This window comes from Dinoroseobacter sp. PD6, assembly GCF_028807315.1.
In the GTDB taxonomy this organism is placed as follows: domain Bacteria; phylum Pseudomonadota; class Alphaproteobacteria; order Rhodobacterales; family Rhodobacteraceae; genus Dinoroseobacter; species Dinoroseobacter shibae.
This window is the reverse complement of sequence record NZ_JARAMN010000008.1, coordinates 122,795-148,384: the sequence shown is the minus strand read 5'-3', so window position 1 is coordinate 148,384 and position 25,590 is coordinate 122,795. Positions and strand designations below refer to the sequence as shown.

Here is a 25,590-nt window from a genome sequence, read left to right as displayed (position 1 = left end):
GCGTGCCATGAGAAACCCGGCCCGCATCGCCGTGACACCGGGGGCGGAAGCCGTTCCAAAGTGACCTGACCGGTCTCGGTGCAAGCACAGGTCCGGCAGGATCGTCTCGTTCCCTCCGAGCACACCACGCCTGATGCTTATCCCGCCTTTACCGATGCTCTCGGGCGGCGCAGAGCCTGCCTCTGCTTGCCCAAGCGCGGTATCCGCCCAAGGCAGAAGCCAGAAACCAGGTCGCCTCCGACAAGAACCTTCCGTTTTCCCGAGGCAATTCTCGCAATTATCAAATTATCCCGAAGGGAGTTGTCGGGCTTTCGAGGGTGTTTGACGGTCAGCGCGACCGCCATACTCGGGCTGAGTCCTCAACTTGCGGAGTGCATATGACACCGAAGTATTTCGCCCCTCGCGGCGGCCATCCCGGACAGGAACAACTGCTCACGGATCGCGCGATCTTCACCGAAGCGTATGCCGTCATTCCGAAGGGAACGATGCGAGATATCGTGACGAGTTTCCTGCCCTTCTGGGACAAGACACGGCTCTGGGTGATCGCGCGGCCCTTGTCTGGCTTTGCCGAAACCTTCTCGCAATACATCATGGAAGTCGCCCCGGGCGGAGGCTCGAACACGCCGGAGCTCGACCCGGGCGCCGAGGGCGTGCTGTTCGTGGTCGAGGGCACGGCGGCGCTGACCCTCGCGGGCACCGAGCACGAGATGGTGGAGGGCGGTTATGCCTATATCCCGCCCGGCGCCGATTGGGCATTGCACAACAAGAGCGATGACATGCTGCGCTTTCATTGGGTGCGCAAGGCGTATGAGGCGGTGCCGGGACTGCCCCTGCCCGACCCGATTGTCGCCAATGAACAGGACATCCCGCCCACCGAGATGCCCGGCACCGATGGCAAATGGGCGACGACCCGGTTCGTGGATCCTGCGGATCTGCGCCACGACATGCATGTGACCATCGTGACCTTCGAGCCCGGCGGCGTCATTCCGTTTCTGGAAACCCATGTGATGGAACACGGACTCTATGTTCTGGAAGGCAAGGCGGTCTACAACCTCAACAACGATTGGGTCGAAGTCGAGGCGGGGGATTACATGTGGCTCCGCGCCTTCTGCCCTCAGGCATGCTATGCGGGCGGTCCCGGCCGGTTCCGGTACCTGCTCTACAAGGACGTGAACCGCCACATGAACGTGTCGGCCTTGTCCGGCGGCGCGCGGATGCCAACACCGTTTCGGACGGCGGCGCAATAAACGCCCGCCCGTGGATGTGCGTTTGGCAGACCCCTGAAAACGCGGACCCATGCCACAGCGCATTGCCCCGGTCTCCATGGCCCGGGGCTTTTTTTTGTCTGGCATCCGGGTCGGTATGCCGGGCTTCTGACTGTCAGGCGGGGATCATTCTTGATACGCCGCGCCCGACCGACACACACCAAGATACCATCAAGGGAAAGATGACATGATCGAACGCATCGAAACCGGGGAACGGTCCTCGAAGATCGTCAAGCACAATGGCGTGGCCTACCTGACCGGGCAGGTCGCGGAGGGCGAGACCGTTCAGGAGCAGGTCCGCCTCTGCCTCGAGAAGATCGACGCCCTTCTGGAAAAGGCCGGATCGTCGCGCGAGAACATGCTGCGTGTCACGATCTGGCTGGCCGACATGAAGGATTTCGCCGGTCTGAACGAGGTGTGGAACGCCTGGGTTCCGACGGGCCATGCGCCGGCCCGCGCCTGTGGTGAGGCAAAGCTCGCGCGGCCCGAACTGAAAGTCGAATTCATCGTGGACGCGGCTTACGACTGACATCGCGCGACCCGCAACAGAAAAGGCCCGGTCGATGTGACCGGGCCTTTTGCGTTGCTGTGCGTGGGGTGGGATCAGACGTGATCGTCCTTCACAAGCTCCCCGTGACCATGCCCGGCCATGCCGCCGGAGACTTCCTCCGTGGCCTCGTCGCTCAGCTCGTCCGGCAGGATGAGGTTGAGGACGATGGCGATCAGCGCCGCTGGCAGCAGCCCGGAGGTCAGCAGGACCTTGATCGTGCCCTCCAGATGCTGAAGCGCGCCCGGCTCCTGCTGCAGGCCCAGACCGACCGACAGGGAAATCGCGAAGATTACCATGTTGCGGCGATTCCAGCGCACATCCGACAGCATCGAGATACCCGCCGCCACGACCATGCCGAACATGACGATCACGCCGCCGCCCAGCACTTCGATCGGGATCGAGGAGACAACCGCACCCACCTTGGGCACCACGCCCGCCGCGATCAGGAACAGCGCACCGATGGTGACGACATGGCGGCTCATGACGCCGGTCATGGCGATCAGCCCCACATTCTGGCTGAAGGACGTGTTAGGCAGCGCGCCGAAGACCCCCGAAATGGCTGAGCCGACACCGTCGGCATAGGTCGCCCCTTCGATCTCCTTGTCGGTCGCCTCGCGACCCGCGCCGCCCTTGGTGATGCCCGACACGTCGCCGACGGTTTCCACGGCTGACACGAAAGCCATCAGGCAGAAACCGATGATCGCGGCAGCGGTGAACTCCACCCCGAAATGGAACGGGTTCGGCAAGGCGAAGGTGGCGGCGCGGGCGACATTGTCGAGGCTGACCTCGCCCAGCGTGAAGGCATAGACATAACCCGCCAGAAGCCCGATCAGCACCGCCGAGACCGACAGCATGCCCCGGGCGAAGAACTTGAGCCCCAGCGTCACGAAGATCACCACCAGCGCCATCGTCCAGTTGAGAAGCGAGCCGTACTGCTCCGTCCCGATGGCAGGCACGCCGCCGGCTGCATACTGGATGCCGACCTTGACCAGGGCGAGACCGATCATTGTGACCACCAGGCCGGTGACCAGGGGCGGCAGGGCAAAGCGGATCTTGCCGATGAAAAGCCCCAGGCAGGCATGAAACAGGCCGCCCACGATAACGCCGCCCATGACAACGGCGATAGCGTCGACACCCTTGCCCGCAACGAGCGGGATCATGATCGGAATGAACGCAAAGGACGTGCCCTGAACGATCGGCAAGCGCGCGCCCACCGGGCCGAGTCCGATGGTCTGGAACAGGGTCGCAACCCCCGCAAAGAACATCGACATCTGAATCATGTAGATCATCTGCGGGAAATCGGGGCTGTTCGAGCCGAAGCCGAACCCGGCCGCGCCGCAGATGATGATCGCCGGCGTCACGTTCGACACGAACATGGCCAGCACGTGCTGGATCCCGAGGGGCACCGCCTTGTGAAGCGGCGGTGTGTAATTGGGATCGCGGAGCTGTTCCGGCGTCCCAATGGTTGCATCTGACATGAGTGTCCCTCCCTTTTGATGCTGCGCGACCCTCCAAAGCCGCGCATTTCTTATTTTTCGATGGTGTATGGTTCGTCGAACCAGTGCTCCTCCAGGTTCGGCCCGTCCGTGACGCGGTCCACAACCATGAACAGGGCCGCCTGGGGCGGTGTGTCCGACAAGGGGCACAAGACCCCGTGCCAGACATTGCGCCCGATGTTCACGCCCTGCCCCGGCCCGGCGATGAAGGCGCGCGGGTTGTGCGGTGCGCCGGCCTTGTCCTCGGCCAGCACCACGAGATAGGTACCCTCCTGCATCGGCAGGAACGCCTGGCTGCCGTGGGGGTGACGCTCCATCATCTCCATCCGGTATGGCAGCGAGAACGACGCCGACTTGAAGACGCTGATGCCCGCGTCCCCCGCGATGTCGAGGGAGGCACGATCATGGAAGCGCCCGCAAAGCCCCTGGTTGATCAGCTTGTCCGCCGCGCCCTCGGCTTCGATCAGCTCGGCCAGGCCCGCGATGGCCGCCTGTGAGATCGGTTCGGCTTTCAAGGTGGGTGTCATGCGCCCAGCTTCTCGATCAGGCGCAGTTCCGCGATACGCTCCACCTGGCGGCAGGCCTCGGCGAACTCGGTCTCCCGGTCGTTTTCGATACGGCGGTGGAACGCGTCGAGGATCGTGGCCTTGGTGTTGTCCTTGACCGCGATGATGAAGGGAAACCCGTGCCGCGCCACGTACTGCGCGTTGAGCTTCTGGAATGTCGCGCGCTCCGCATCGGTCAGCAGGTCGAGCCCCGCGCCCGCCTGTTCCGCCGTGCTTTCCGCGGTGAGCTTGCCCGCCGCCGCCAGTTTGCCCGCAAGATCCGGGTGCGCGGTCAGAACGCTCAGCCGTTGCGCTTCGGACGCGCCGCGGAAAATCCGGCACAGGGCGTTGTGCACCCCGGCGGCATTGTCATGGGTCGGACCAAGCTCCAGCGCGTGGGCGCCTTCGGCGATCCAGGGGCTGTGCTCGAAAATGCTGCCGAACGCGGCCACAAAGCTGTCGCGATCCATCTCGGAGGGCCGTCGCTGCGCGGCGGGGGGGTGTTGCTGCGTCCAATGGTCGGCGATCTGTTCGCGCGTGGCGAACCAGACGCCCTCGTGTTTGCGGAAATGCTCCAGCGCACGTTTCAGCGCCATGGCCCGCCCGGGCCGCCCGATCAGGCGGCAATGCAGACCGATGGACAGGATCGCCGGATGCCCGGCCTCTCCTTCGGCATAAAGCATGTCGAAACTGTCTTTGAGATAGCTCTCGAACTGGTCGCCATTGGTGTAGCCCGCCTGGATCGCAAAGCGCATGTCGTTGCAATCCATCGTATAGGGCACGATGAGCTGGTCCTTGCCGCCCGCGCGGATCCAGTAGGGCAGATCATCGGCGTAACTGTCCGCGATATAGGCCAGGTCGGCCTCTTCGGCCGCCAGGTCGACCGTGTTCATGGAACAGCGCCCGGTATACCACCCGCGCGGCGCGCTGCCGGTCACTTCCGTATGCAGCTGGATGGCCTCGCGGATCTGCGCCCGCTCTTGCTCGGGGTCCATATCCTTGTGCTCGACCCATTTCAGCCCGTGCGAGGCGATCTCCCACCCGCTGGCCTTCATCGCGGCAACCTGCGCCGGGGCCCGCGCCAGGGCGGTGGCCACGCCGTACACGGTGACCGGCAGGTCCTTCAGAAGCCGGTGCACACGCCAGAACCCGGCCCGCGCGCCGTATTCATAGATCGATTCCATGTTCCAGTGACGCTGCCCGGGCCAGGGGGCCGCCCCCGTGATCTCGGACAGGAAAGCCTCTGACGCCGCATCCCCGTGGAGGATGTTGTTTTCGCCCCCCTCTTCGTAGTTCAGCACGATCTGAACGGCGATCTTCGCCCCACCGGGCCATGTTACGGTCGGCGGGGTCGCGCCATATCCTGTCAAATCTCGGGGATAGCGGTTCACGTTTACATTCCTCAAAAGTTGCCGCTACGCAATATAGCAATACAATCGTTTTGTTTTTCAAAAAAAAATTGATACAGCCTCTTGTCGATCCGGATTTGAAGCGCGCAGACCAGTCTGTCAGACACTGGGCCCAACGAAAGGGAGGGTTTCATGGGCGGATACTTGACGACACATGTTCTCGACACGGCGCGCGGGTGCCCTGCACAGGGGCTCAAGATCGAGCTCTTTCGCATCGAAGGGGAACGCAGGACGCATCTCAAAACGCTGGTGACCAACGACGACGGCCGGACCGACGAACAGATCCTGCCGACGGATGCCTTCCGGACAGGTGTGTATGAACTGGTCTTCCACGCGGGTGCCTATCTCGATGCGATCGGAACGCCGCCCGAGGCCCCACGCTTTCTCGACGTCATTCCGCTGCGGTTCGGAATGTCGGAGGCCTCTCACTACCACGTGCCGCTTCTGCTGTCGCCGTTCGGGTATTCGACCTATCGCGGAAGCTAGGCTGACGCGCCCGGTCCGAAGCGGTCTGCGCTGACCACGTCCGAGATCTTTTCGATGATGTACTCCATGAAGAGGCGGGTCTTGGGATCCTGCCTCTTTCTGTGGGTGAACAGGCAGGCCATCTGGATCGGTTCCGGCGGCGTGTCCTCGCAGACGGGCACGAGACGACCGTCCTGCAAATGGTCCGTCACCTCGAAAACCGGCTTCATGGCAATCCCGTGGCCTGCCAACGCCCAATCGGTCAACACATCCCCATCATCGGATTCGTAGCGCCCCGCCACACGGAACCGTTTCGGCCCCTGGTCCGTCACCAGGCGCCACTGGAATTCCGTTGCCCCGGGAAACCGCAGGTTGAGGCATTCGTGCCCCTCCGAGACCAGGGCATCTCCGTTCTGGGGATGCCCACGGCGCGCGATATAATCCGGCGATGCGCACAGCACCCGACGCACATCGGCGATCTTGCGGATCCGCAAGTTGCTGTCCTCGGGGTGTCCCAGGAAGAACGCGAGGTCGAGCCCCTCCGTGGTCAGGTCCACCTTGCGATCCGTCATCCTGAGCCGCATCCGGACCTCGGGGTAGAGCTCCAGAAACCCCGGCACCTGCGGCGCGATCAGACGGCGGCCGACACCGAGAGGCGCCGCCACGTAGAGCGACCCCTTCGGATTGTCGGTCATGTTGATCACCTGCGCCTCGGCATTCTCGACGGCTTCCAGCACTTCACAGGCGGCCCCGAAGAACGTCTTGCCCTGATCCGTAGGCGCCAGGCTGCGCGTGGTGCGCTGAAACAGGCGCACCCCAAGATGCTCCTCCAGCTGCGAGATGCGCGACGAGGTGACCGCCGGGGAAATCCGCAGGTCCCGACCGGCCGCCGACATGCTGCCCAGCTCGTAGACACGGACAAAGGTGCGGATGTTGTCGAGATAGGACATTATTCTGTTTTTTTTGATGCTGCTTGGCCTTGGGTAGATATAGCGGAACAATCACGCCCCGCATAGAGTGCCTGCAAAGACAGGCTTGGAGAGAGACACATGTATGATTTGGCAATCCTCTGGGATTGGATCGCGTTCTCGGTCCGCTGGTTGCACGTGATCACCGCGATGGCGTGGATCGGTGCCAGCTTCTATTTCATCGCGCTGGATCTGATGCTGAAACCCAACCAGGCCCTGCCCGACGGCGCCTATGGCGAGGAATGGGAAGTGCATGGCGGCGGGTTCTATCACACCGTGAAATATCTGGTGGCCCCTGCGCGGATGCCCGAGCACCTGACCTGGCACAAATGGCAAAGCTACGCGACATGGCTGTCGGGCGCCGCCCTCCTGGCGATCATCTATTGGGTCGGCGGGGAGCTTTACCTGCTCGATCCCACCAAGGCGGACCTGGCCCTTTGGCAGGGCATCGCGATCTCGGCCGGATCGCTGACGATCGGCTGGTTGCTCTACGATGCCATGTGCAAGTCGCGGCTCGCCGATAGCCCGACGCTGTTGATGCTGCTGCTGTTCGTCATCCTCGTCATCATGTCGTGGGGCTACAACCAGATCTTCACCGGGCGCGCGGCGCTGCTGCATCTGGGCGCGTTCACCGCGACGATCATGACCGCGAACGTGTTCTTCCAGATCATGCCGAACCAGCGGATCGTGGTCGAAGACCTCAAGGCCGATCGCCAGCCGGACCCAAAATACGGCAAGATCGCCAAGGTCCGGTCGACCCATAACAACTATCTCACGCTGCCGGTCGTGTTCCTGATGTTGTCGAACCACTATCCGCTGGCCTTCGCCACGGAGTTTGCCTGGATCATCGCCAGCCTGATCTTCCTGACGGGGGTCACGATCCGCCACTATTTCAACACCATGCACAAGACCGGCAAGGGCCCGATCTGGACCTGGGGCGTGACGGTCGGGCTGATGATCGCGATTGCGTGGCTCTCCACCTTCAGCAGCGGCAACACCTTTGAGGACGCCGAGGCGCGCGCGCTGACCCCCTATGAACAACAATACGCCTCCGCCGCGGGGTTCGACGCCGCCTACGAGGCGGTCCTGGGCAACTGCTCCATGTGCCATGCGCGCGAGCCGCTGTGGGGCAACATGCAATGGGCGCCCAAGGATGTGCACCTGGAGACCCCCGGCGACGTGGCCCGGCAGGCCAGCGCAATCTACCTGCAGGCCGGTGTGAGCCACGCCATGCCCCCGCCCAGCGCCGTCCAGATGGGTGATGAGGCGCGGCAGGCCATCGTCGCATGGGTGCGCGAGGTGCGGAGCCAGTAGCCCGCCACGCCGCGCACCTCTCCGCACGATCCCACCCGACGGTTTCGCAGCCAAGACGTCGCACAGTTGGCGCAGCGCAGCCAAATCAGGACCGTGCAATGGCCGCGCGCGCGACAGCTCGCCTTGCAGGTCCAAGCATGTTTTTTATGCACTGCGAAAGCCCCCCCGGGAGGCGGGCCCGAACGGGTATCTTTCGGGGCGCTGTCTGGGCATTCTGAGGGCGCCCAACCGCCAATCAGCGGCCAGGGACCTTCGCCCCGGAGACGGATCAAGCCATGCTCACGGATGAAAACTTCAACGGCTTTCTCGCCTTTGTCTTTTTCATGGCTGTGCCGCTCGCGGCGCTGCTCGGGGCGATTATCCGGCGGCGTTACCGCAAGGCCATCGCGCGCGCCATGCGCGCGGGCACACCCAGCCCCGGGGCCGCCTTCGCCGTGCCCGGCCCCAGCCATCCCAACGGCGCCGCCCTGCAGGTCGATGTCGCGCCCCTGTCCCGCGCGCCCCCCCTGCGGCCCGCGCTCGCGCTGCGGTATCTCGCGGCGGGCCTGGCCTTCGCGCTTGTACTGGTGACGGTGATGTTCCTGCTCGACGGGATCGGCTTCGCGCCCCTGCGCTTTGCCGTGGTGGTGGCGGCCTTCCTGCTGCCCGCGCTGATCATGGCGCTCTACGTGGCCGGGCTGCGCTGGTACTGGATGGTGGCGGCGGGAGTGTTCTGGACATGGCTGCTCTATGTCATCGCCCCGGAGAGCAACGACGTCCTCGGCATTCTCGTCGGCCCAGCGCTGATGCTGGCGCTTCTGGTGGGCAACCCGGCCCTGCGCACCACTGCCGTGCCGCTCTTCATGGTGGCGGTCGCGCTGGTCGTCCCGCTCGTCTTCGCGCTCGAAGCGATCTACCTGATGATGTTGGCGGGGGTGCTTGATTTCCTGCTCTTCCTGCTCCCTCCGGGCCTGGTGGCCGCGATCTACGTGATCCTCGGCCTTGCGCTGATGCTCGCGGTCGGGACGGGGCTCGCGCTGCTGGTCGTGCGCGCGGTGGCGCGGCTCACGGCCCGCTCCAGCGAGTTGATGATGCAGCATGACCTGCTGTGGCTCTTCCAATGCGTCTGGGTCATCGGTCTCGGCTGGGGCAGCCACGGCCCGCTGACCCTCGCCTACCTGCTGGCCTTCGCCGCCTACCGGGGCACCCTCGCCCTGCTCCGCCCCCGCGCCCCGGCGCAGGAGACGCATCTGCTGCTGCGGGTCTTCGGCCAGCAGGGCACCCAGACCCGCCTCGCCCGTTCGCTCCTACTGGACTGGCGGCAGCGTGGCCCGGTCCTGATGATCGGCGCCGAGGATCTCGCCACCGAAACCCTCGACGCGCCCGAACTCGCCGCCTACCTGCGCCGACGCCTGTCGGATCTCTTCATCGACAGCCCTGTGGACCTGGCGGCGGCCAGCGCCGCCGGCACCGCGCGGCAGGGCGACGGGCTCTTCCCGATGCAGGACTACTATTGCCGCGACAGCACCTGGCAGCCCACGGTCCTGACACTGATGGCTCAGGCCAGGCGCATTCTCGTGGACATGCGCGGCTTCGACCCGGCCAACCAGGGTATCCTGTTCGAGATCGACGCCCTCGCCGCCCGCGTGCCCACCGACCGGCTGCTGGTGGTTTGCGCGCCCGATGCGGTCGAGCAGGTCACCGCGCTCTTTGCCGGAGCCTGGGCACGCGCGGGCCGGGAAGGACAAACCGACCGCCTGACCCTGCGGACCGCCTAAACCCCCTGCCCATCAGGACGCAGCGCGGTCTCGATCCGCTCCAGCGCCTCGCGCGCGGCCTCCTGCCCCTCCAGCCACTGGCGATGCTCGTTCGAGATCTGCTCGTTCACCGCCGCGCCAAAGGCGCTCGCTGCCCCGGTCCGGCCCGCCGCCACCGCCGCGCGCACCTCGTCGAGCTTGGCCGTGATCGCCACCAGCGCCGAATAGGTCCGGTCGTAGCGCTCCGCGTTGCGCCGGTCCTGGGTCATCTGCTCGCGCCCGATGGCATAGGCCCCGATCGCCGCCCCGAACACGCCGAGCGCCGAGATCGCCTGCAGCGACCCGTCCGCGCCGACACTGACAAAGCTCGACAGGGTGGCCAGGAATGCGCCTGCCGCCCCGATGGCGAGCGTCCGGTTGGCGCTGGCCTCATGCTGCCGTGCGCGGTGGTCATAATACGTCCGCTGCACATCGAAATGGTAACGGCGCACGTATTCCAGCGCCAACATCGCGCTCTCCTGCGGCCCCTCCGCCGCGCGCGCAAGCAGGCCACTGAAATAGCCGATGCGGTGGGTCTCCGCCTCCGCTCGCTTGCCCATCCAGGTCTCCAGAAGCCGCCCGTGCCGCAACCAGTAAAGCCCCGCCGCCCCTGCCGCAGCACTGATCGCCGCGCCGACGCTGAGCACCGTTGCCCCCGCGCCGTAGCCCGCCAGCGGCCCGCCCGCGCCGGCCAGGATCGTCCAGGCCATGGCCCCGGCCCCGAAGACCGAGGTGAACAGCGCACCGAGATTGGCGCAACTCATAGCCCGCCGGTAGCCCCGCTGTGCCGCGATGGCTGCCGCATCGAACCGGGCATAGGATTGCACCGCACTGCGCGAGGCCGCCGAAACCATCAGATCGGCCAGCACGGGCGCCTTCTCGCGATATCGCGCCTCATGGGCCGGCAGGTCGAGCAGGTAGTCGCCCTCGCCCTTGCATCCGATGATCTCCTCCGCCTCGCGCCAGTCCATCGCCCCCTCCTCCGCCAAAGGTGCCCAAACGTCTCATGCCAGCCTGCAACCTGTCCAGTCGCCCCGCGCCTTGGGCAGGGTCGAGGCACGAACCGCCGGGCCACGCGCGCAGCAGAGGCGTTTGACCAACACGGCAAATTTGTGGGATCACGTCGCATGGGCGGTCTGGGTGCTCTCGGTCCGACCGCAAACGCAGCAGCCCGAACGAGGGACATCGTGAAAGCCTTCTTCCTGATGGCCAGTCTGAGCGTGATGCTTCTGTCCACTTGCGGACCAGCGGTGCGCACATTCGAGCAGACGCCGTCTTATGCACCGGACCAGCCGACACGCACGCAGCTTGCAAGGGCCGTCAGCCAGCTGGGCGACCCGCGCGATGGCCGGTCCGGTGTCAGATTGATCGGCAACGGAGAAGAGGCGATCGCCGCCCGCCTTGCTCTGGCCGCCGCCGCCGAGCAGACGATCGACGCCCAATACTACCTCTTGCACGATGACCTCACCGGACATGTCTTCGCCTGGAGCCTTCTTCAAGCCGCGGATCGGGGCGTGCGGGTCCGTCTCTTGCTCGATGACATGGACACAGGGGGCTATGACGCTGCCACGGCGGCCCTCGATGCCCATGAAAACGTCGAGATTCGGCTCTTCAATCCGTTCTGGCGGGATCAGAACCTGCTTGCCGCCGGTCTGACCGACTTCAAGCGGATCAACCGGCGGATGCACAACAAGTCGATGACCGCCGACAATGCCATGTCGATTGTCGGGGGGCGGAATATCGGCGACGAGTATTTCCTCGCCAAGCGGGACATGAACTATTCGGATATCGACGTTCTGGTGGCAGGCCCCGTTGTGGACGCGGTGTCCACCAACTTCGATGCATACTGGAACAGCAGGTTCGCGGTGCCCGCCCGCGCCGTGATCGGCGCACCGAAAGACATGAGCCTCGATGCAGCGCGCGACCGTCTCGACGCACTCATCGGGGATGCTCGCGAACTGGAATATGCCAGCGTCATCCGCCGGGCGAGGGCGCAGAACTTCACCGCCTCGACCCTCGCGCTCGAATGGGTGCCTGCAAGGATGTATTCCGACCCGCCGTCGAAGGCGGCAGGTGCAAACGATGACGGGGAAATCCTGGCGTCGCAGCTCGCAAAATACTTCGCCGCGGCGAAATCGGACGTTCAGATCATTTCCGCCTATTTCGTGCCGCGCGACCGCGGCAGCGCCTGGCTGGCCGAGCTCGAGGACAAGGGCGTCGAGGTTTCCGTAGTCACCAACTCACTGGCTTCCAACGATGTGAAACCGGTTTATGCGCATTATGCCAAGGACAGACGAAGGCTTCTGGAAAGCGGGGTCAGCCTTCATGAGCTGCGACCCGATGCGGACCGCGCGCAGCGGCGGGGCGTGAACTGGGGTCAATCGCAATCCGGTTTGCACGCCAAGGCCTTCACCATCGATGATCGGTACCTTTTCGTGGGGTCGTTCAACTGGGACCCGCGTTCGGTGAACATCAACACCGAGATGGGCATCCTGATCGACTCGCCCACGTTCACCGCCAACGCCTCGGAAGCTCTGTCAGAGGCCCTGGAGGCCGAGGCATTTGCCGTTCGGCTCGAAGAGGACAATCGGATCTCGTGGACCGAGACCGACCCGGATGGCACCCAAAGGATCTATTATCATGAGCCGACCGGGTCCCCCTGGGACCACTTCGTCGCGGGGCTCTATGCTCTGCTGCCCATCGGCTCGCAACTCTGAGGCTGCCTGTTCCCAGCGGTTTCTGCGGGCACCGCGTCAGGCAAAGAGCACGGTACAAGAAGATGACTGGTGCTGCGAAAACGGTGTCGTGGTGATCCGGTCGCGCCGGAGCCGTGTACTCGCACCGACCCACCCTCCGTTACGGGATCGTGTCCACGACGCCCCGCGCGGCCTCCGGGCCTGTTTCGGCGGCGGCCGAGCACAAAGGCCCCGCCACTGCCTGGCACAGACACAGACCGACTTGCGCAGGCGTCAGCCCTCGTCCGCCATGGCGACCGTCCCGATCGGGTCGCACCCCTCCATGCAGCGCTCGTTCATCGTGTCGGGCCGTGTGTCGGTGATGAACGCGTCCCGGTTCGGCATCTGGATCTCCGGCATGGTCTCGGCATTCATGACGAAATCCTCCGGGATCAGGCCATTGAGATGATAGAGATAGGCAGATACCGCGTAGACCTCGTCATTGGTCATGGAGTGCGGATTGTCCAAGGGCATCGCCCGGCGGACATAGTCGAACAGGATCGGCGCATAGGGATACATGCTGCCCGGGGTCAGGACGCGGCGGCTTTCGGTCATGGTGCCGATGCCCCCCACCATGGAGCCGTACATCAGATCCGCACCGCCCTCCGCATTCTCGCCGTGGCAAGCGACGCAGAGCTCGTCGTAGACCGCCGCGCCTTCGGCCACGGTGCCCTGTCCTTCGGGAAGGTTACCCCCCGACGGGGTCGCAATCGCGATATCCCACAAAACAAGGTCCGCCTCCGAGATCGGCGTGCCAAAAGCGGCGTCCGGCCGGTCCCAGTCGGAGGCGAACGCCGGAAACGCGGTTGCCGCGAGAAACACCCCCGCCGCACGGATCAAGTTACGCGATTGCATTGCCGACCTCCCCGTTGGAATCGATCGTCCATGGGAAGATCGCATTGTTGTGCTGCACGAAGCCCGAGATCTCCCGGACTCGCGCCAGTTGCTCGGCGGTGGGCTGCACGTATCCCGTGCTGTCGACGGCGCGACTGGCAATCTTCGCCGGCGTTCCGTCCCAGTTCCACCGGAACCGGAAGCGCGTCAGGCACTTCTCCATCACCGGGCCTTCGAGTTGCGCTTCGACCCAGCTGCGCCCACCATCGACGGTCACGTCCACATGGCTGATCGTGCCGTTTCCGGACCACGCAAAGCCGGACAGCTCCACCGGGCCCGGTCCGGGCAGGCGCATGCCCCCGGACGGGTTGGTGATGACCGATTTCGCCTCCATCTCCATGGAGAACTGCCGCCATTTGCCATCCGGCATGGGGTCGGTATAGCGCGCGGTCTCGCCCCGAACGTGCAGCGGTTCGTCCGTCACATAGATCCGGCGCAGCCATTTGACGTTGGTGTTTCCTTCCCAGCCGGGAAGGATCGCACGCACCGGATAGCCCTGCTCCGCCCGCAGCATCTCACCATTCTGACCATAGGCCAGTAGCGCATCATCCATGATCTTGTCGATCGGGATCGATCGCAGATGCCCGGACCCATCGGCGCCCTCCAGAACGACCCAGCTCGCGCCGTCCTGCAGGCCCGCTTCATCCAGAAGCCATGACAGGGGGATGCCGGTCCATTGCGCGCAGGACAGAAGGCCATGGCTTTGTTGCACGGTGGTCGAACGTGCCTCGCGCCAATCCGTCAGCCCGTTGCCGGAGCACTCCAGAAAATGAAACCGCGAGACCGAAGGATACCGCATCAGGTCGTCCATCGAGAACAGGAGCGGCTGCCGCACCATTCCGTGGATCGCGACCCGGTGCACATCCGGGTCAATCCGGGCAACGCCGTTATGGTGGCGCTCGAAGAACAGCCCGTTGGGCGTCGCGATGCCCAACTGTTGATGCAGAGGGGTCATGCTCCAGTCAGAATAGTTCTGCCGATTGACGAAAACATCCGTGCGCCTGCGCCGGACGTGGTCCTCGTACTCGATCGGCATACCGTAATCCGTCTCCGGGATCGGATCGCCCATGGTCCGGTTGCTTTCGGGTACGGCAAGCGGCGCGGCCCGGGCCGCAAGCCCGGCGACGGCAGCAGCCCCAAGCCCGGCGCTGGCCCCCAGAAAAGCGCGGCGACCAGAAGACGCCAGCAGGCGCGATGAAGACTTCTCAGGTTGGTCCATGAAAGCTCTCCCAATGCAAGTAAGGTTCGATCATTGCCCAGTAAAACGATTCGAGGCAATTTTATTATCTTACATTCAATAATTTGATTTTATTATTTCGATCAACCGGAATTGGCCGTTCGTCCAGCTTGGGCAGGGACAGGATGCGCCAGCACTCCGCCTCCATGGCCCCCAAGGCGCATGCCGAAATCAGGTTCCGCGTTTCGCCCCTTGAAACCGCGCGATACCGACCTTGGCTGAGGCCCCCCTGATTTCGGGCGCATGGCACATGTGACCGGCCGAAAACCATGCCTGGCCTTTCGTCTCGAAAAGACCGTTACAGCCACCGCGCAGGCTCAACGCACAAGACCCACCGATACCAACCCACCCAAAAAGCAGATCACGCACGGATCGGTCATTTGATGAAACAGTGGTGAGCCGTGCAGGATTCGAACCTGCGACCCACTGATTAAAAGTCAGTTGCTCTACCAACTGAGCTAACGGCCCACTCTGGCGGCCCGTTTAGCCAGTGGGTTCAAGACGGTCAAGGGTGGAATCTCCACAAATCCGCAGCTTCTGGATTATGCCGCGGATCACGCGTATATGCCCGCCATGACCGATACCGCACCAGACGGCCTGCCCTTCTTCAAGATGCACGGGCTTGGCAACGACTTCGTCGTGATCGACGCGCGCGCCGCACCCCGGCCCGTGTCGGACCGTCTGGTCGCGGCCCTGGCCGACCGGCACCGGGGCGTCGGGTTCGACCAGTTGGCCGTGATCGCGCCCGCCCCCGAGGCGGACGCCCACCTGACCTTCTACAACGCCGACGGCTCGACATCCGCGGCTTGCGGCAACGCCACCCGCTGCATCGCGCGGATGATCCTGGACGAGACCGGCGCGACAGCCCTGCGCCTGTCCACCGACCGGGGCCTGCTGCTGGCCGAGGACGCGGGCGACGGCCTCACCCGCGTCAACATGGGCCAGCCCCAGACGCTCTGGTCCGAGGTGCCCCTGGCCGAGGCGATGGACACGCTCGAACTGCCGATCGAAGGCACCCCCACCGCCACGGGCATGGGCAACCCGCATTGCACCTTCTTCGTCGCCGATGCCGAGGCGATCCCGCTGGACACCTTCGGCCCGCGCTACGAACACCACCCGCTCTATCCCCAGCGCACCAATGTGCAGGTGGCCCAGATCGTCGGCCCCGACCATATCCGCATGCGCGTCTGGGAACGGGGCGTGGGCGTGACGCTGGCCTCGGGCTCGTCCTCCTGCGCCACCGGTGTCGCGGCTGCCCGGCGCGGGCTGACCGGGCGCAAGACGCGGATCGACCTCGATGGCGGCACGCTCTGGATCGACTGGCGCGAGGACGGGGTCTGGATGACCGGCCCGACCATGACCGTGTTCGAGGGCCGCCTGACCCCGCAATTCCTGGCCGAGACCGCCCGATGACCGCGCCGCGTTTCACCACCCTGGGCTGTCGCCTCAATGCCTACGAATCCGAAGCCATGCGCGAGATGGCCGAGGCCGCGGGCCTGTCGGACGCGCTGGTGGTCAACACCTGTGCGGTGACCGCCGAAGCCGTGCGCAAATCCCGGCAGGAGATCCGCCGCCTGCGCCGGGACAATCCCGACGCCCCGATCATTGTCACCGGCTGCGCCGCCCAGACCGAGCCCGAAACCTTCGCCGCCATGCCCGAGGTCACCCGCGTCCTCGGCAATACCGAAAAGATGCAGCCCGAGACCTGGGCGGCGCTGGTCCCCGACCTGATCGGCCGGACGGAACGCGTGCAGGTCGACGACATCATGTCGGTGCGCGAGACCGCCGGACATCTGATCGACGGGTTCGGCCGCCACCGCGCCTATGTGCAGGTCCAGAACGGCTGCGATCACCGCTGCACCTTCTGCATCATCCCCTACGGGCGCGGCAATTCCCGCTCCGTGCCAGCCGGCGTGGTGGTGGACCAGATCAAGCGGCTGGTGGACCGGGGCTTCAACGAGGTGGTGCTGACCGGCGTGGACCTGACAAGCTGGGGCGCGGACCTGCCCGGCACCCCGCGGCTGGGCGATCTGGTGATGCGCATCCTGCGCCTGGTGCCGGACCTGCCGCGCCTGCGCATCAGCTCCATCGACAGTATCGAGGCGGACGAGAACCTGATGCGCGCCATCGCGACCGAACCGCGCCTGATGCCCCATCTGCACCTGAGCCTGCAGGCCGGGGACGACCTGATCCTCAAGCGGATGAAACGCCGCCACCTGCGCGACGACGCCATCGCCTTCTGCGAAGAGGCCCGCCGCCTGCGCCCCGAGATGACCTTCGGCGCCGACATCATCGCGGGCTTCCCGACCGAGACCGAGGCGATGTTCGAAAACTCGCTTCGGCTGGTCACCGACTGCGACCTGACCTGGCTGCACGTCTTTCCCTATTCTCCGCGCAAGGGCACCCCCGCCGCCCGGATGCCCGCCGTCCCGGGTGCTGCGATCAAGGACCGCGCCGCCCGCCTGCGGGCCCTGGGCGCCACCCAGGTCGCGCGCCACCTGGCCGCACAACAGGGCCGAACCCACAAGATCCTGATCGAATCCCCCCGCCTGGGCCGGACAGAGCAGTTCACCGAGGTCGCCTTCGCCGAGGACCGCCCCGAGGGCCAGATCGTCGAAGCCCGGATCACCGGCATCGCAGGACAGCGGCTGGCGGCCTGATCGGCCACCCTCTCGGAGCGTCCTTGAAACAGCATCAAGGTTACCCGCCGCGCCGCTCCGCGATCCTGCCTCCCTCGTTAACCGGCACAACGCGCCCGAGCCCTTCTTTTGTGCAAAAATACTCCGGGGGAGTCACCGCAGGTGACGGGGGCAGCGCCCCCGCAGGTCATGAGCCTCTCCTCCCCGCCCGGCGGCCTTAACCTTTGTAAACGCCGCCGCGCCGACCCCGCGAAATCCGCCGACAAATTTTTCCGACGAATCCGGTTAGATCAAGGACTTCCAGAGATTTGTTTCGCGTGCGAAACATTCGCTTTTCTGCATGTGTTTACCCGCAGGCCCCAAATCCGCGCCCGCATCTTCATCTTTGCCCAAATACTCACGACCCCACACCCGCCGAAAATGCCCCGTCAGACAAGATCGACTCCGCCCGCGACTCGCCCTATAACGTGAACAAAAAAAGAACATATGGATTCATGTCACCGGCACGCCGTATCCTCGCCCTGTGGTTTCCCCGTCTCGGGGCCGAACGCGCCCTGCGCATCGCCCGCCCGATCGAACCGGGCCCGTTCGCCACGGTCGCCGAACAGGGGGCAGCCCAGGTGCTCGACAGCCTCTCGATCGCGGCCAGCGAGAGGGGGTTGCAGCCGGGCCAACCCCTGCGCGACGCCCAGGCGATCTGCCCCGCCCTGCTGACCCGGCCCGCCGACCCGCCGGGGGAGGCCGCGTTTCTCGCCGCCCTGCGCCGCTGGGCGGGCAAGGTCTCCCCCTGGGTGGCGGCGCAACCGGACAACACCCTGGTGATCGACCTGACCGGCTGCGCCCATCTCTTCGGCGGCGAGGCCGAGGTGATCGCGCTGATGGAACGGGACTGCGCCGACATGGGGCTGAGCGTGCGCGCCGGGCTCGCCGACAGCCTCGGCGGGGCCTGGGCGCTGGCCCATTACGCGGGCCGCCGCCTCGACCCGGTGCGCAGCGGCGACGCCATCGACCAGGAGGCGCGCGCGACCCGCTCCCGCGCGACCAAGCGGCGGCACTGGACCCGGGGCGGCACCGCCCCGCGCGCCGACCTCGCCCCGGCAGAAGTCGCCCGCATCGCGCCGCCCGGGCGCATCCGGCAGGCCCTGAACCCCCTGCCCGTGGCCGCTCTGCGGCTCGCACCGGAGACCGAGACCGGGCTGGCGCGGGTCGGATTGCGCCGGATCGAGGACCTGACCGGCCTGCCGCGCGCGGCCCTGGCCCGCCGCTTCGGACTGCAGGTCGCCCGACGGCTCGACCAGGCCCTCGGACTGGAGCCCGAGCCCGTCTCCCCCGCCGCGCCGGATGCGGTCTTTGCGGTGCGCCTGACCCTGCCCGATCCCATCGGGCTGATCGAGGACCTGACCGCGGGAATCGACCGGCTTCTGCCGCCCCTGGGGGACAAGCTGGCCGCGGCGGGGCGCGGGGCGCGGCGGCTGCGGCTGGAGCTGTTGCGCTGCGATCAGACCCGGCAGAGCTTCGATCTGGGCCTGGCGCACCCCTCGGCGGACCCGGCGCGGCTGCGCCCCCTGATCCTGCAGAAACTGGACGAGGCCGAGGCCGGGTTCGGCATCGACGTGATCCGGCTGGAGGCGGTGCAGACCGAGCCGGTCCAGGCCGCCCAGCATGCGGGGCACCTGGAAGCCACCCGCGCCGCCAAGGCCGGCCGGACGCGCACGGCGCTGGACGACCTGCTCGGCACGCTGGGCGCCCGGATCGGGCTGGAGGCGATCACCCGCTGGCACCCCGCCGACAGCCATATCCCCGAAAAAGGCGCCACGGTGCTCTCGGCGGCCTGGTCCGCGCCCCATGACGGCGACTGGCCGGGCAGCGACCGGCCCCGGCCCCTGACCCTGTTTGCCCCCGAGCCCGTCCATGCCCCCCAGGACCCGACCCCGCCCGCCCGGTTCCGCTGGCGCGGCCAGACACTGGAGCTGGGCCGGGCCGAGGGGCCCGAACGGCTGGCCCCGGAATGGTGGCTGGACGATCCCAACTGGCGCAGCGGCGTGCGCGATTACTGGCGGGTGGAGACCGGCGACGGACGGCGGCTGTGGCTGTTCTACGCCCATGGCGGCGCCCTGTCCGCGGGCTGGTTCTGCCAGGGGCAGTTCGCCTGACGGGCCCACACAGGGGCGCAAGCCAGCCTGCCGCCGCCGCGCGGGCAGGCCGACCGGCGGGATGGCGGTGCGGCGCAATGGCCGCAGGCACAGACGCACGCGGACCGCGGAACTCGCACAGAAAACGCCCCGCACGAAACGAGCGGGGCGTTTTCAATTGGAAAAGGGATCTCCCGGGACGGTGTGCTGGGTGGGGGCAATGAAGAACACCGGCCCGGGAGATCGGAGCGTTGCCGCTCTCGACCAGATCACTTTGCGCTGATCCCGTGGCGCTTGTGCGGGCACGGGCGGGCCGGGCCGGGGTGATTTCATGGCAATTCCGGGGCGGATGCGAAATCCGCGTCAGGCCTTGATCTGCGGCGGAATCAGGATCACCATCCCCCCATGGTGGTGCAAGATCCGATCCCGTTCCGCAAACCCCAGACCCCGGTGCCCGAACAGGTTGCGTTCGATCGCCGCGAGCTTGGGGTGATCCTGTCGCTTTACGGGCGCATGGTCGCCGCGGGGGAGTGGCGCGACTACGGCATTTCCTGCCTGCGGGACGTGGCGATCTTCGCGGTGTTCCGGCGCACGGCGGAGCATCCGCTCTACCGGATCGAGAAACGCCCCAAACTGGCGAACCGGCAGGGCATGTATGCCGTGATCGGTGCCGAGGGGCAGATCCTCAAGCGCGGGCACGACCTGCGCACGGTGCTGCGGGTGCTGGAGAAAAAGCTGATCCGCGCGGTGGACTGAGGCTCAGGCCCACTCCGGCAGGCGGCGGCGGTCGGTGATCGCGCCGAACTCGTTCGCGGCGATCCGGGCGACGGCCTCAGACAGCGGCTCTTCTGCCACGGCCATGTGATGGGCGTTGGCATGAACCAGGTCGGCCGCGCTGACCATCATCCCCACATGGCCTTTCCAGAACACCAGGTCCCCGGCTTGCAGGGCGGCATCGGGGGGCAACGATGTGCCCAGCTCCGCCGCCTGCTGATCGCTGTCGCGCGGCGCAACAATGCCCGCAAGGCGGCAAGCCAGTTGCACCAGGCCCGAGCAGTCGATGCCCGTCCCGCTGTTCCCGCCCCAGAGATAGGGCGTGCCGCGCAGCCGACGGGCGGTTTCGGGCGGCGGCAGGCGCGTGGGCAGCGCGGCCGCGTGCTGGACCGGCAGGAAGCCGTGGGGCGTCTCGAGGAACCCGTCGGTCTGCCCGGTGACGGAATGCGCCGTGCCGAGGGAGACCGCGAACCGCGGCGGCGATTTGAAATCCGGCTCTGTGTAAAGATGGCTGCCGCGCGCGGTCGCCACATGGGTCGCGGCACGGGCAGGGCCAAGCGCGGCAGGATCCGCATAGCCCACATAATCGTCCCAGCCCGACTGGACGAAGGCCGCGCCCGCGCCCTCGGAAATCACGGTGACCGGCTCCCCCATCAGCAGGGTCTTGTCGATCGCGCCCCCGGGGCGGCGCAGCAGCGGGGTCTCGGGCCACACCACCTGCGCCGCCCTGCCGGGCGTGAACCGGGCCGCGGGCACCGCGCCGCGCAAGACCTCCAGCGCGGTGGTGCCGTCAAAGGGCGTCCGGCGCGGGTCGAGACCGCTCACAGGCCCAGAAGCTCCGGTAGCGCCTCCAGCACCGCGCGGGCGCCCTGCCCCGCCCCGCCCTTGGGCCGGGCTGGCGCCGCACTGGGTTGCCAGCCGTAGATGTCGAAATGCAGGTAACGCGGTGCCTCCACGAACCGGCGCAGGAAGAGCGCCGCGGTGATCGAGCCTGCGAACCCGCCCGAGGGCGCGTTGTCGAGATCGGCGATGCCCGGTTCGATCATCTTCTCGTAAGGCGCGTGGAAGGGCATCTCCCAAACCGGGTCGGCGGCGCGCAGGGCCCCGGCGCGCAGGGCCGCGGCATCCTCAGGCCGCGTGGCATAGAAGGGCGCGAGGTCCGGGCCGACCGCCACCCGCGCGGCCCCGGTCAGGGTGGCCATGGACAGGATCAGGTCCGGCGACTCCTCGTCCGCGAGCGCCAGGGCATCGGCGAGCACCAGCCGCCCCTCGGCATCGGTATTGTTGATCTCCACCGTCAGCCCCTTGCGCGACGGCAGGATGTCACCGGGGCGAAACGCGCCGCCTGCAACGCTGTTCTCCACCGCCGGGATCAGGACGCGCAGGCGCAGGCGCAGGCCCAGCGCCATGATCATCTGCGCCAGGCCCAGCACCGTGGCCGCGCCGCCCATGTCCTTCTTCATCAGGGCCATGGACACCCCCGGTTTCAGGTTCAGCCCGCCCGTGTCGAAACACACCCCCTTGCCCACCAGCGTCAGGGCCGGCCCCGCATCGCCCCAGCGCAGGTCGATCAGCCGTGGGCGCCGGTCGGAGGCATGGCCCACCGTGTGGATCAGCGGGAAGTTCTGCGCCAGCAGGTCCTGATCGCGGATCACGGTGATGTCCGCGGCGAAACGGCTGGCAAGGCTGCGCGCGGCGGCCTCCAACTCCTCCGGCCCCATGTCGTTGGCGGGCGTGTTGATCAGGTCGCGGGTCAGCGCCTCGCCCGCGGCACAGGCGATCAGGCGCGCGGCGTCGAGTCCCGGCGCCAGCTGCAATCGCGCGGGCGTGGCGGGCGTGCCCTTGTAGCGGGTAAACCCGTAGCCTGCGAGCAGCCAGCCGAGGCTCTGCTCGGCCAGCGCCGCGGGATCGTCGAGCCCGTGGAACGCATAGTCCCCCGCGGGCAGTGCGGTGGCGAGCGGGGCGAGCGCGAAGCGCTGTCGCGCGCGGCTCTCGGCGGTGCCGTAGCCTGCGAGCACGGCGACCGGCGCGCCCTCCGGGTCCGGCAGGATCACGTGACTGCCAAGCTTGCCGGTAAAGCCCTGCGCCTCGGCCCAGCGGCGCTGGGGGCCGGACAGGGATGCGAGGGCCGTGTCGGTCTCCCCTTCCGGCACGACGTGGATCGGGCGGGCGGGGACACCGGGGGGGGCGAAGGAGAAGAGCGGGTCTGACATGGACGGCCTGCGGGCTGGACCGGGATTACCGGCGGGGTGCGCGCAGGTTAGAGGCACCGCCTGCAGGTGCAAGGGGGCGCGCGCAGGCAGGGCAAGCCAGCCTGCCTCCGGCACGCGGGCGGGAGGGCGGCGGGATGGCACGCGCGGTTTGCCGGAAACCAGGATGCGCGGCGCCGGGGGTGCCGGCGGCGACGTGATGCCCGGCATGCGCAAATTGCGATCGTCTGCGTTGTAGATGCGGCCAGGCGTATGCCCCGCAAGGGGCACAAGCCAGCCTGCGACCGGCGCGCAGCGCAGGCAACCCGGCGGGATGGCAAGGCTGCGCGCAAGCAACAGGCGCCGATCCCGAGGTCAGGTTTCGCCGCGCAACGGAACATCGCGCCGCCATGCCGCGCGCGCCGATCCTGTCGCGGCGGGCACCGGGCCTTCCGTCGATCTCTCCGCGACGCCGCAGCCCCGGACCTGCATCCGGAGCGCGCCCGTGCCATCCCGCCGGTGGCCAACACGCCTCAACGGGGGCAGGCTGGCTTGCCCTGCCCCGCGCCCGGGTCAGTTCAGCACTTCGGCCGACCCCCAGGCCTTGGGGCCGGGCATCGCACAGACCCGATCGAGCCGGGCGATCACCGGCGGCATGTCGTTGGCCTTGTGCCCACGGGCGCAGGCCGCCACCTGTCGCGCGGCATGTTCGCAGGATACGAACCCGATCGACCTCGCCAGCGCGATGATTTCCTGCGCCAGACCTTCGAGCCCGTCCCAGGTCCCGCGAGCGAACTCGATAGGCAGCAGGCCCACCCGGTCGCGGATATCGGTCAGGGTTTCGGAGACGGTGCTTTGCGCGCCGATCTCGCCCAAGTCCACGAACAGCTCCACCACCCGGTCCTGATCCAGCACCACCGGTTCGTGGGGCCGGAGCACGACCACGTTCGGCTCGCCACTCAGCTTGTGTTGTATGGATGCGGTTTGTCGGAGCATCTTACCCTCGTGTCTTGTCGTCCACCTCGGGCAGGACCATGGCCCCGACACTATGAACACTCCGTTGCCCCGCGCCAATTTACTCCATCGTTTTTTAGTGAAACCCGCGCTATAGGGGAGGCCCCGGATGACGAAACGAGGCGCCCATGACCCCGGCGAAGCCTTTGCCGTCGTACCTCGCCCAGCGCTACCATGGCTGGCGAGCGACGACCTATGATGAAAACAAGTTCTGGTACCGGCGCCTGGCCGAGGAAGGCCAGCGGCCCCGCGCCATGCTGATCGCCTGCTGCGACAGCCGGGTGCATGTCACCAACATCTTCGGCGCCGACAGCGGCGAGATGTTCATTCACCGCAACATCGCCAACCTCGTGCCGCCCTACGCGCCCTCGGGCGCGCATCACGGCACCTCGGCGGCCATCGAATACGCGGTCACCCAGCTGAAGGTGGCCCATGTGATCGTGATGGGCCATTCCGATTGCGGCGGGGTGCGCGGATGCCTGGACATGTGCGGCGGACATGCGGCGGAGCTGGAGGAAGAGACCAGTTTCATCGGCCGCTGGCTCGACATCCTGCGCCCTGGCTATGCCCGGATCGACACCGGACCGGAGAACAACAATCCGGCCCAGAGCCTCGAGAAAGAGGGGGTTCTGATCTCGCTGGAGAACCTGATGAGTTTTCCCTGCGTCCGTGCGGCGGTCGAGCGGGACGAGCTGTCCCTGCACGGGCTGTGGAACGATATCGGCGATGGTCGGCTCTATGCCTTCCATGGCGATACCGAAGCCTTCGAGGCCGTTTAGGGTGGAATTGACACAAGGTCGCGTCTAGTGTGCCGCGGCGCAGCGACAGCGCGCATCGAGCAAGACGGGCAGGCTTCGGAGACCCATGGAAAACATTCTAGCGCTGGCAGCCGACAATCTCGGCTCGCCCATCATCCTGTCCTTTGCCCTCGGCCTGGCGGCGGCGTTTGCCCGGTCGGACCTGACCGTGCCCGAAGCGGTGGCCAAGGGGCTGTCGATCTACCTGCTTTTTGCCATCGGCTTCAAGGGCGGTGCGGCGGTGGCGGCCCACGGGCTCGACACCACGCTGGTGCTGGCCCTGCTGTCGGGCGGTGTGCTGTCCTTCGCGATCCCGTTCATCGCCTTCGGGCTCTTGCGGGTGATGACCAATCTCAGCACCCTCGATGCCGCCGCGGTGGCCGGGCATTACGGCTCGATCTCGATCGTGACCTTCGTGGCCGCGACCTCGGTGCTCAACAGCCAGGGGATCGCCTCGGAGGGGTACATGGTCGCCGTGGCCGCAGTGATGGAGGCGCCGGCGATCCTCGCCGCGCTGTTCCTGGTCAGCCGCACCGCCGGAGGCGGCGACCGGATGGACAGCGAGTTGTGGCGCGAGATCCTGCTGAACGGGTCGATCGTGCTGCTGGTGGGGGCGTTCGCGATCGGCTGGATCACCGGCGAAGAGGGCCTCGCCTCGATCTCCAGCTTCATCGTGGCGCCGTTCCAGGGGGTTTTGTGCCTGTTCTTGCTGGATATGGGGCTGGTGGCCGGGCGGGGTCTGCGCCAGGCGCGCGGGGTGATGACCGCGCCGGTCTTTGCCTTCGGGGTGGTGATGCCGCTGGTCGGCGGCACGCTGGGTCTCGCGGCGGGGCTTCTGCTGGGCCTGTCGACTGGGGGCGTGGTGCTGTTCACGACCCTGGCTGCCTCGGCCTCCTATATCGCGGTGCCCGCGGCGATGCGGGTGGCGCTGCCGGAGGCGAACCCGTCGATCTACCTGACCCTGTCACTGGGGGTGACCTTCCCCTTCAACCTGACACTTGGAATCCCGATCTACGTCGCCGTGGCATCGGTCCTGACACAAGGATAGACGCATGGAAACGCACAAGGCCAAACGGGTCGCCATCATCATCGAAGCACCCATGGAGCGGCGCCTGACCGACGCGCTGACCGGGGCGGGGGTGACCGGGTTCTCGATCCTGCCGGTGCTGGGCGGGTCGGGCCGGTCGGGGCTCTGGAGCCGGGAGGGGCAGGTGGGGCGCGCGGGCGGCATGATCCAGGTCGTCTGCATCATCCGGCCGGATCGTCTGGACACGCTGCTGGATGCGGCCTTCAAGGTGGTGGAGCGTCATATCGGCGTCGTCACCGTGAGCGACTGCGAAGTGCTGCGGGCGGAGCGGTTCTGAACCGGTGAGAAACCCTTAACCAATACGT

General features: G+C 66.6%; 23 protein-coding genes and 1 tRNA gene. 13 read left to right on the top strand and 11 right to left on the bottom strand.

The features are described from left to right. The first annotated feature begins 377 nt into the window (after positions 1-377). Together PVW48_RS14320 and PVW48_RS14315 are read left to right on the top strand one after the other, a co-directional pair. Positions 378-1,247 carry a bifunctional allantoicase/(S)-ureidoglycine aminohydrolase gene (locus tag PVW48_RS14320; RefSeq protein WP_274581827.1) on the top strand — a complete coding sequence of 290 codons (870 nt, stop codon included), beginning with the start codon at positions 378-380 and terminating at the stop codon, positions 1,245-1,247. A gap of 205 nt (positions 1,248-1,452) precedes the next feature. Beyond that, positions 1,453-1,794, top strand: coding sequence for a RidA family protein (locus tag PVW48_RS14315; protein ID WP_012179861.1), 342 nt, complete (start codon positions 1,453-1,455; stop codon positions 1,792-1,794). Between the two features lie 74 nt (positions 1,795-1,868). On the opposite strand, the gene PVW48_RS14310 is transcribed toward PVW48_RS14315, so the two are convergent. From PVW48_RS14310 to puuE, 3 genes are read right to left on the bottom strand one after another with little or no spacing between them, the layout of a single operon-like run. Then, the gene (locus tag PVW48_RS14310; protein ID WP_012179862.1) at positions 1,869-3,293 is read right to left on the bottom strand and encodes a uracil-xanthine permease family protein; all 1,425 of its coding nucleotides are present in this window, start codon (positions 3,291-3,293) and stop codon (positions 1,869-1,871) included. A gap of 50 nt (positions 3,294-3,343) precedes the next feature. Next, positions 3,344-3,838 carry an ureidoglycolate lyase gene (locus PVW48_RS14305; RefSeq protein ID WP_012179863.1) on the bottom strand — a complete coding sequence of 165 codons (495 nt, stop codon included), beginning with the start codon at positions 3,836-3,838 and terminating at the stop codon, positions 3,344-3,346. Next, positions 3,835-5,247, bottom strand: coding sequence for an allantoinase PuuE (gene puuE, locus PVW48_RS14300; RefSeq protein WP_274581826.1), 1,413 nt, complete (start codon positions 5,245-5,247; stop codon positions 3,835-3,837). The genes PVW48_RS14305 and puuE overlap by 4 nt, the downstream gene beginning before the upstream one ends. Positions 5,248-5,397: 150 nt before the next feature. Here puuE and uraH point away from each other — a divergent pair, with 150 nt between their 5' ends. Beyond that, positions 5,398-5,751 carry a hydroxyisourate hydrolase gene (gene uraH, locus PVW48_RS14295; protein ID WP_012179865.1) on the top strand — a complete coding sequence of 118 codons (354 nt, stop codon included), beginning with the start codon at positions 5,398-5,400 and terminating at the stop codon, positions 5,749-5,751. Here the strand turns inward: uraH and PVW48_RS14290 are convergent. Then, positions 5,748-6,680 (bottom strand): LysR family transcriptional regulator, encoded by a 933-nt coding sequence (locus tag PVW48_RS14290; protein WP_044028075.1) that lies wholly within the window; start codon positions 6,678-6,680, stop codon positions 5,748-5,750. The genes uraH and PVW48_RS14290 overlap by 4 nt on opposite strands. A gap of 99 nt (positions 6,681-6,779) precedes the next feature. Between PVW48_RS14290 and PVW48_RS14285 the strand changes: the two genes are divergently transcribed. Together PVW48_RS14285 and PVW48_RS14280 are read left to right on the top strand one after the other, a co-directional pair. Continuing rightward, positions 6,780-8,012 (top strand): urate hydroxylase PuuD, encoded by a 1,233-nt coding sequence (locus PVW48_RS14285; RefSeq protein ID WP_274581825.1) that lies wholly within the window; start codon positions 6,780-6,782, stop codon positions 8,010-8,012. Between the two features lie 275 nt (positions 8,013-8,287). Continuing rightward, a complete protein-coding gene (locus PVW48_RS14280) occupies positions 8,288-9,769 on the top strand; it encodes a hypothetical protein (RefSeq protein WP_274581824.1) in 1,482 nt (493 codons plus the stop codon). Here the strand turns inward: PVW48_RS14280 and PVW48_RS14275 are convergent. Next, complete coding sequence (locus PVW48_RS14275; protein ID WP_274581823.1) at positions 9,766-10,758, bottom strand: hypothetical protein; 993 nt, start codon at positions 10,756-10,758, stop codon at positions 9,766-9,768. The genes PVW48_RS14280 and PVW48_RS14275 overlap by 4 nt on opposite strands. Before the next feature lie 216 nt (positions 10,759-10,974). On the opposite strand from PVW48_RS14275, the gene PVW48_RS14270 reads away from it, so the two are divergent. Further along, positions 10,975-12,504: a phospholipase D family protein gene (locus tag PVW48_RS14270; protein WP_274581822.1), complete on the top strand. Its 1,530-nt coding sequence runs from the start codon at positions 10,975-10,977 to the stop codon at positions 12,502-12,504. A 252-nt stretch (positions 12,505-12,756) separates the two neighbouring features. Here the strand turns inward: PVW48_RS14270 and PVW48_RS14265 are convergent, their stop codons facing one another. From PVW48_RS14265 to PVW48_RS14255, 3 genes are all read right to left on the bottom strand, one after another. Further along, positions 12,757-13,377: a c-type cytochrome gene (locus PVW48_RS14265; protein WP_274581821.1), complete on the bottom strand. Its 621-nt coding sequence runs from the start codon at positions 13,375-13,377 to the stop codon at positions 12,757-12,759. After that, positions 13,364-14,635: a sulfite dehydrogenase gene (gene soxC / locus PVW48_RS14260; protein WP_274581820.1), complete on the bottom strand. Its 1,272-nt coding sequence runs from the start codon at positions 14,633-14,635 to the stop codon at positions 13,364-13,366. Before soxC ends, PVW48_RS14265 begins: the two co-directional genes overlap by 14 nt. 410 nt (positions 14,636-15,045) lie before the next feature. Then, a tRNA-Lys gene (locus PVW48_RS14255) sits at positions 15,046-15,121 on the bottom strand. 96 nt (positions 15,122-15,217) lie between these two features. Between PVW48_RS14255 and dapF the strand changes: the two genes are divergently transcribed. The 4 genes from dapF to PVW48_RS14235 all read left to right on the top strand — a co-directional run bounded on the left by dapF (position 15,218) and on the right by PVW48_RS14235 (position 20,180). Further along, positions 15,218-16,066: a diaminopimelate epimerase gene (dapF, locus tag PVW48_RS14250; RefSeq protein ID WP_274581819.1), complete on the top strand. Its 849-nt coding sequence runs from the start codon at positions 15,218-15,220 to the stop codon at positions 16,064-16,066. Continuing rightward, positions 16,063-17,313: a tRNA (N(6)-L-threonylcarbamoyladenosine(37)-C(2))-methylthiotransferase MtaB gene (gene mtaB, locus PVW48_RS14245; RefSeq protein ID WP_274581818.1), complete on the top strand. Its 1,251-nt coding sequence runs from the start codon at positions 16,063-16,065 to the stop codon at positions 17,311-17,313. The genes dapF and mtaB overlap by 4 nt, the downstream gene beginning before the upstream one ends. A gap of 473 nt (positions 17,314-17,786) precedes the next feature. Next, positions 17,787-19,445, top strand: a complete 1,659-nt coding sequence (locus PVW48_RS14240) for a Y-family DNA polymerase (protein ID WP_274581817.1) — start codon at positions 17,787-17,789, stop codon at positions 19,443-19,445. Between the two features lie 384 nt (positions 19,446-19,829). Then, complete coding sequence (locus PVW48_RS14235; RefSeq protein WP_012179892.1) at positions 19,830-20,180, top strand: DUF2794 domain-containing protein; 351 nt, start codon at positions 19,830-19,832, stop codon at positions 20,178-20,180. 3 nt (positions 20,181-20,183) lie between these two features. Here PVW48_RS14235 and PVW48_RS14230 read toward each other — a convergent pair whose 3' ends face one another. The 3 genes from PVW48_RS14230 to PVW48_RS14220 form a co-directional block, all read right to left on the bottom strand. Continuing rightward, positions 20,184-21,023, bottom strand: coding sequence for a C40 family peptidase (locus PVW48_RS14230; RefSeq protein WP_274581816.1), 840 nt, complete (start codon positions 21,021-21,023; stop codon positions 20,184-20,186). Then, the gene (locus tag PVW48_RS14225) at positions 21,020-22,411 is read right to left on the bottom strand and encodes a leucyl aminopeptidase family protein (RefSeq protein ID WP_274581815.1); all 1,392 of its coding nucleotides are present in this window, start codon (positions 22,409-22,411) and stop codon (positions 21,020-21,022) included. The genes PVW48_RS14230 and PVW48_RS14225 overlap by 4 nt, the downstream gene beginning before the upstream one ends. 549 nt (positions 22,412-22,960) lie before the next feature. Then, positions 22,961-23,383, bottom strand: coding sequence for a hypothetical protein (locus tag PVW48_RS14220; protein WP_274581814.1), 423 nt, complete (start codon positions 23,381-23,383; stop codon positions 22,961-22,963). A gap of 146 nt (positions 23,384-23,529) precedes the next feature. On the opposite strand from PVW48_RS14220, the gene PVW48_RS14215 reads away from it, so the two are divergent. The 3 genes from PVW48_RS14215 to PVW48_RS14205 all read left to right on the top strand — a co-directional run bounded on the left by PVW48_RS14215 (position 23,530) and on the right by PVW48_RS14205 (position 25,562). Further along, positions 23,530-24,180, top strand: a complete 651-nt coding sequence (locus PVW48_RS14215; RefSeq protein ID WP_012179896.1) for a carbonic anhydrase — start codon at positions 23,530-23,532, stop codon at positions 24,178-24,180. Positions 24,181-24,265: 85 nt separating this feature from the next. Then, positions 24,266-25,246, top strand: coding sequence for a sodium-dependent bicarbonate transport family permease (locus tag PVW48_RS14210; RefSeq protein ID WP_274581813.1), 981 nt, complete (start codon positions 24,266-24,268; stop codon positions 25,244-25,246). Between the two features lie 4 nt (positions 25,247-25,250). Then, the gene (locus PVW48_RS14205; RefSeq protein ID WP_012179898.1) at positions 25,251-25,562 is read left to right on the top strand and encodes a P-II family nitrogen regulator; all 312 of its coding nucleotides are present in this window, start codon (positions 25,251-25,253) and stop codon (positions 25,560-25,562) included. Positions 25,563-25,590: the final 28 nt, after the last annotated feature.

Coding starts and splice junctions, on each gene's coding strand:
- PVW48_RS14220 (WP_274581814.1), bottom strand. CDS start 23,383: ATGCTCCGACAAACCGCATCCATACAACACAAGCTGAGTGGCGAGCCG.
- dapF (WP_274581819.1), top strand. CDS start 15,218: ATGCCCGCCATGACCGATACCGCACCAGACGGCCTGCCCTTCTTCAAG.
- PVW48_RS14315 (WP_012179861.1), top strand. CDS start 1,453: ATGATCGAACGCATCGAAACCGGGGAACGGTCCTCGAAGATCGTCAAG.
- PVW48_RS14235 (WP_012179892.1), top strand. CDS start 19,830: ATGGTGGTGCAAGATCCGATCCCGTTCCGCAAACCCCAGACCCCGGTG.
- mtaB (WP_274581818.1), top strand. CDS start 16,063: ATGACCGCGCCGCGTTTCACCACCCTGGGCTGTCGCCTCAATGCCTAC.
- PVW48_RS14285 (WP_274581825.1), top strand. CDS start 6,780: ATGTATGATTTGGCAATCCTCTGGGATTGGATCGCGTTCTCGGTCCGC.
- PVW48_RS14240 (WP_274581817.1), top strand. CDS start 17,787: ATGTCACCGGCACGCCGTATCCTCGCCCTGTGGTTTCCCCGTCTCGGG.
- PVW48_RS14210 (WP_274581813.1), top strand. CDS start 24,266: ATGGAAAACATTCTAGCGCTGGCAGCCGACAATCTCGGCTCGCCCATC.
- PVW48_RS14290 (WP_044028075.1), bottom strand. CDS start 6,680: ATGTCCTATCTCGACAACATCCGCACCTTTGTCCGTGTCTACGAGCTG.
- PVW48_RS14280 (WP_274581824.1), top strand. CDS start 8,288: ATGCTCACGGATGAAAACTTCAACGGCTTTCTCGCCTTTGTCTTTTTC.
- PVW48_RS14310 (WP_012179862.1), bottom strand. CDS start 3,293: ATGTCAGATGCAACCATTGGGACGCCGGAACAGCTCCGCGATCCCAAT.
- PVW48_RS14320 (WP_274581827.1), top strand. CDS start 378: ATGACACCGAAGTATTTCGCCCCTCGCGGCGGCCATCCCGGACAGGAA.
- PVW48_RS14215 (WP_012179896.1), top strand. CDS start 23,530: ATGACCCCGGCGAAGCCTTTGCCGTCGTACCTCGCCCAGCGCTACCAT.
- PVW48_RS14265 (WP_274581821.1), bottom strand. CDS start 13,377: ATGCAATCGCGTAACTTGATCCGTGCGGCGGGGGTGTTTCTCGCGGCA.
- uraH (WP_012179865.1), top strand. CDS start 5,398: ATGGGCGGATACTTGACGACACATGTTCTCGACACGGCGCGCGGGTGC.
- PVW48_RS14225 (WP_274581815.1), bottom strand. CDS start 22,411: ATGTCAGACCCGCTCTTCTCCTTCGCCCCCCCCGGTGTCCCCGCCCGC.
- PVW48_RS14305 (WP_012179863.1), bottom strand. CDS start 3,838: ATGACACCCACCTTGAAAGCCGAACCGATCTCACAGGCGGCCATCGCG.
- soxC (WP_274581820.1), bottom strand. CDS start 14,635: ATGGACCAACCTGAGAAGTCTTCATCGCGCCTGCTGGCGTCTTCTGGT.
- PVW48_RS14205 (WP_012179898.1), top strand. CDS start 25,251: ATGGAAACGCACAAGGCCAAACGGGTCGCCATCATCATCGAAGCACCC.
- PVW48_RS14275 (WP_274581823.1), bottom strand. CDS start 10,758: ATGGACTGGCGCGAGGCGGAGGAGATCATCGGATGCAAGGGCGAGGGC.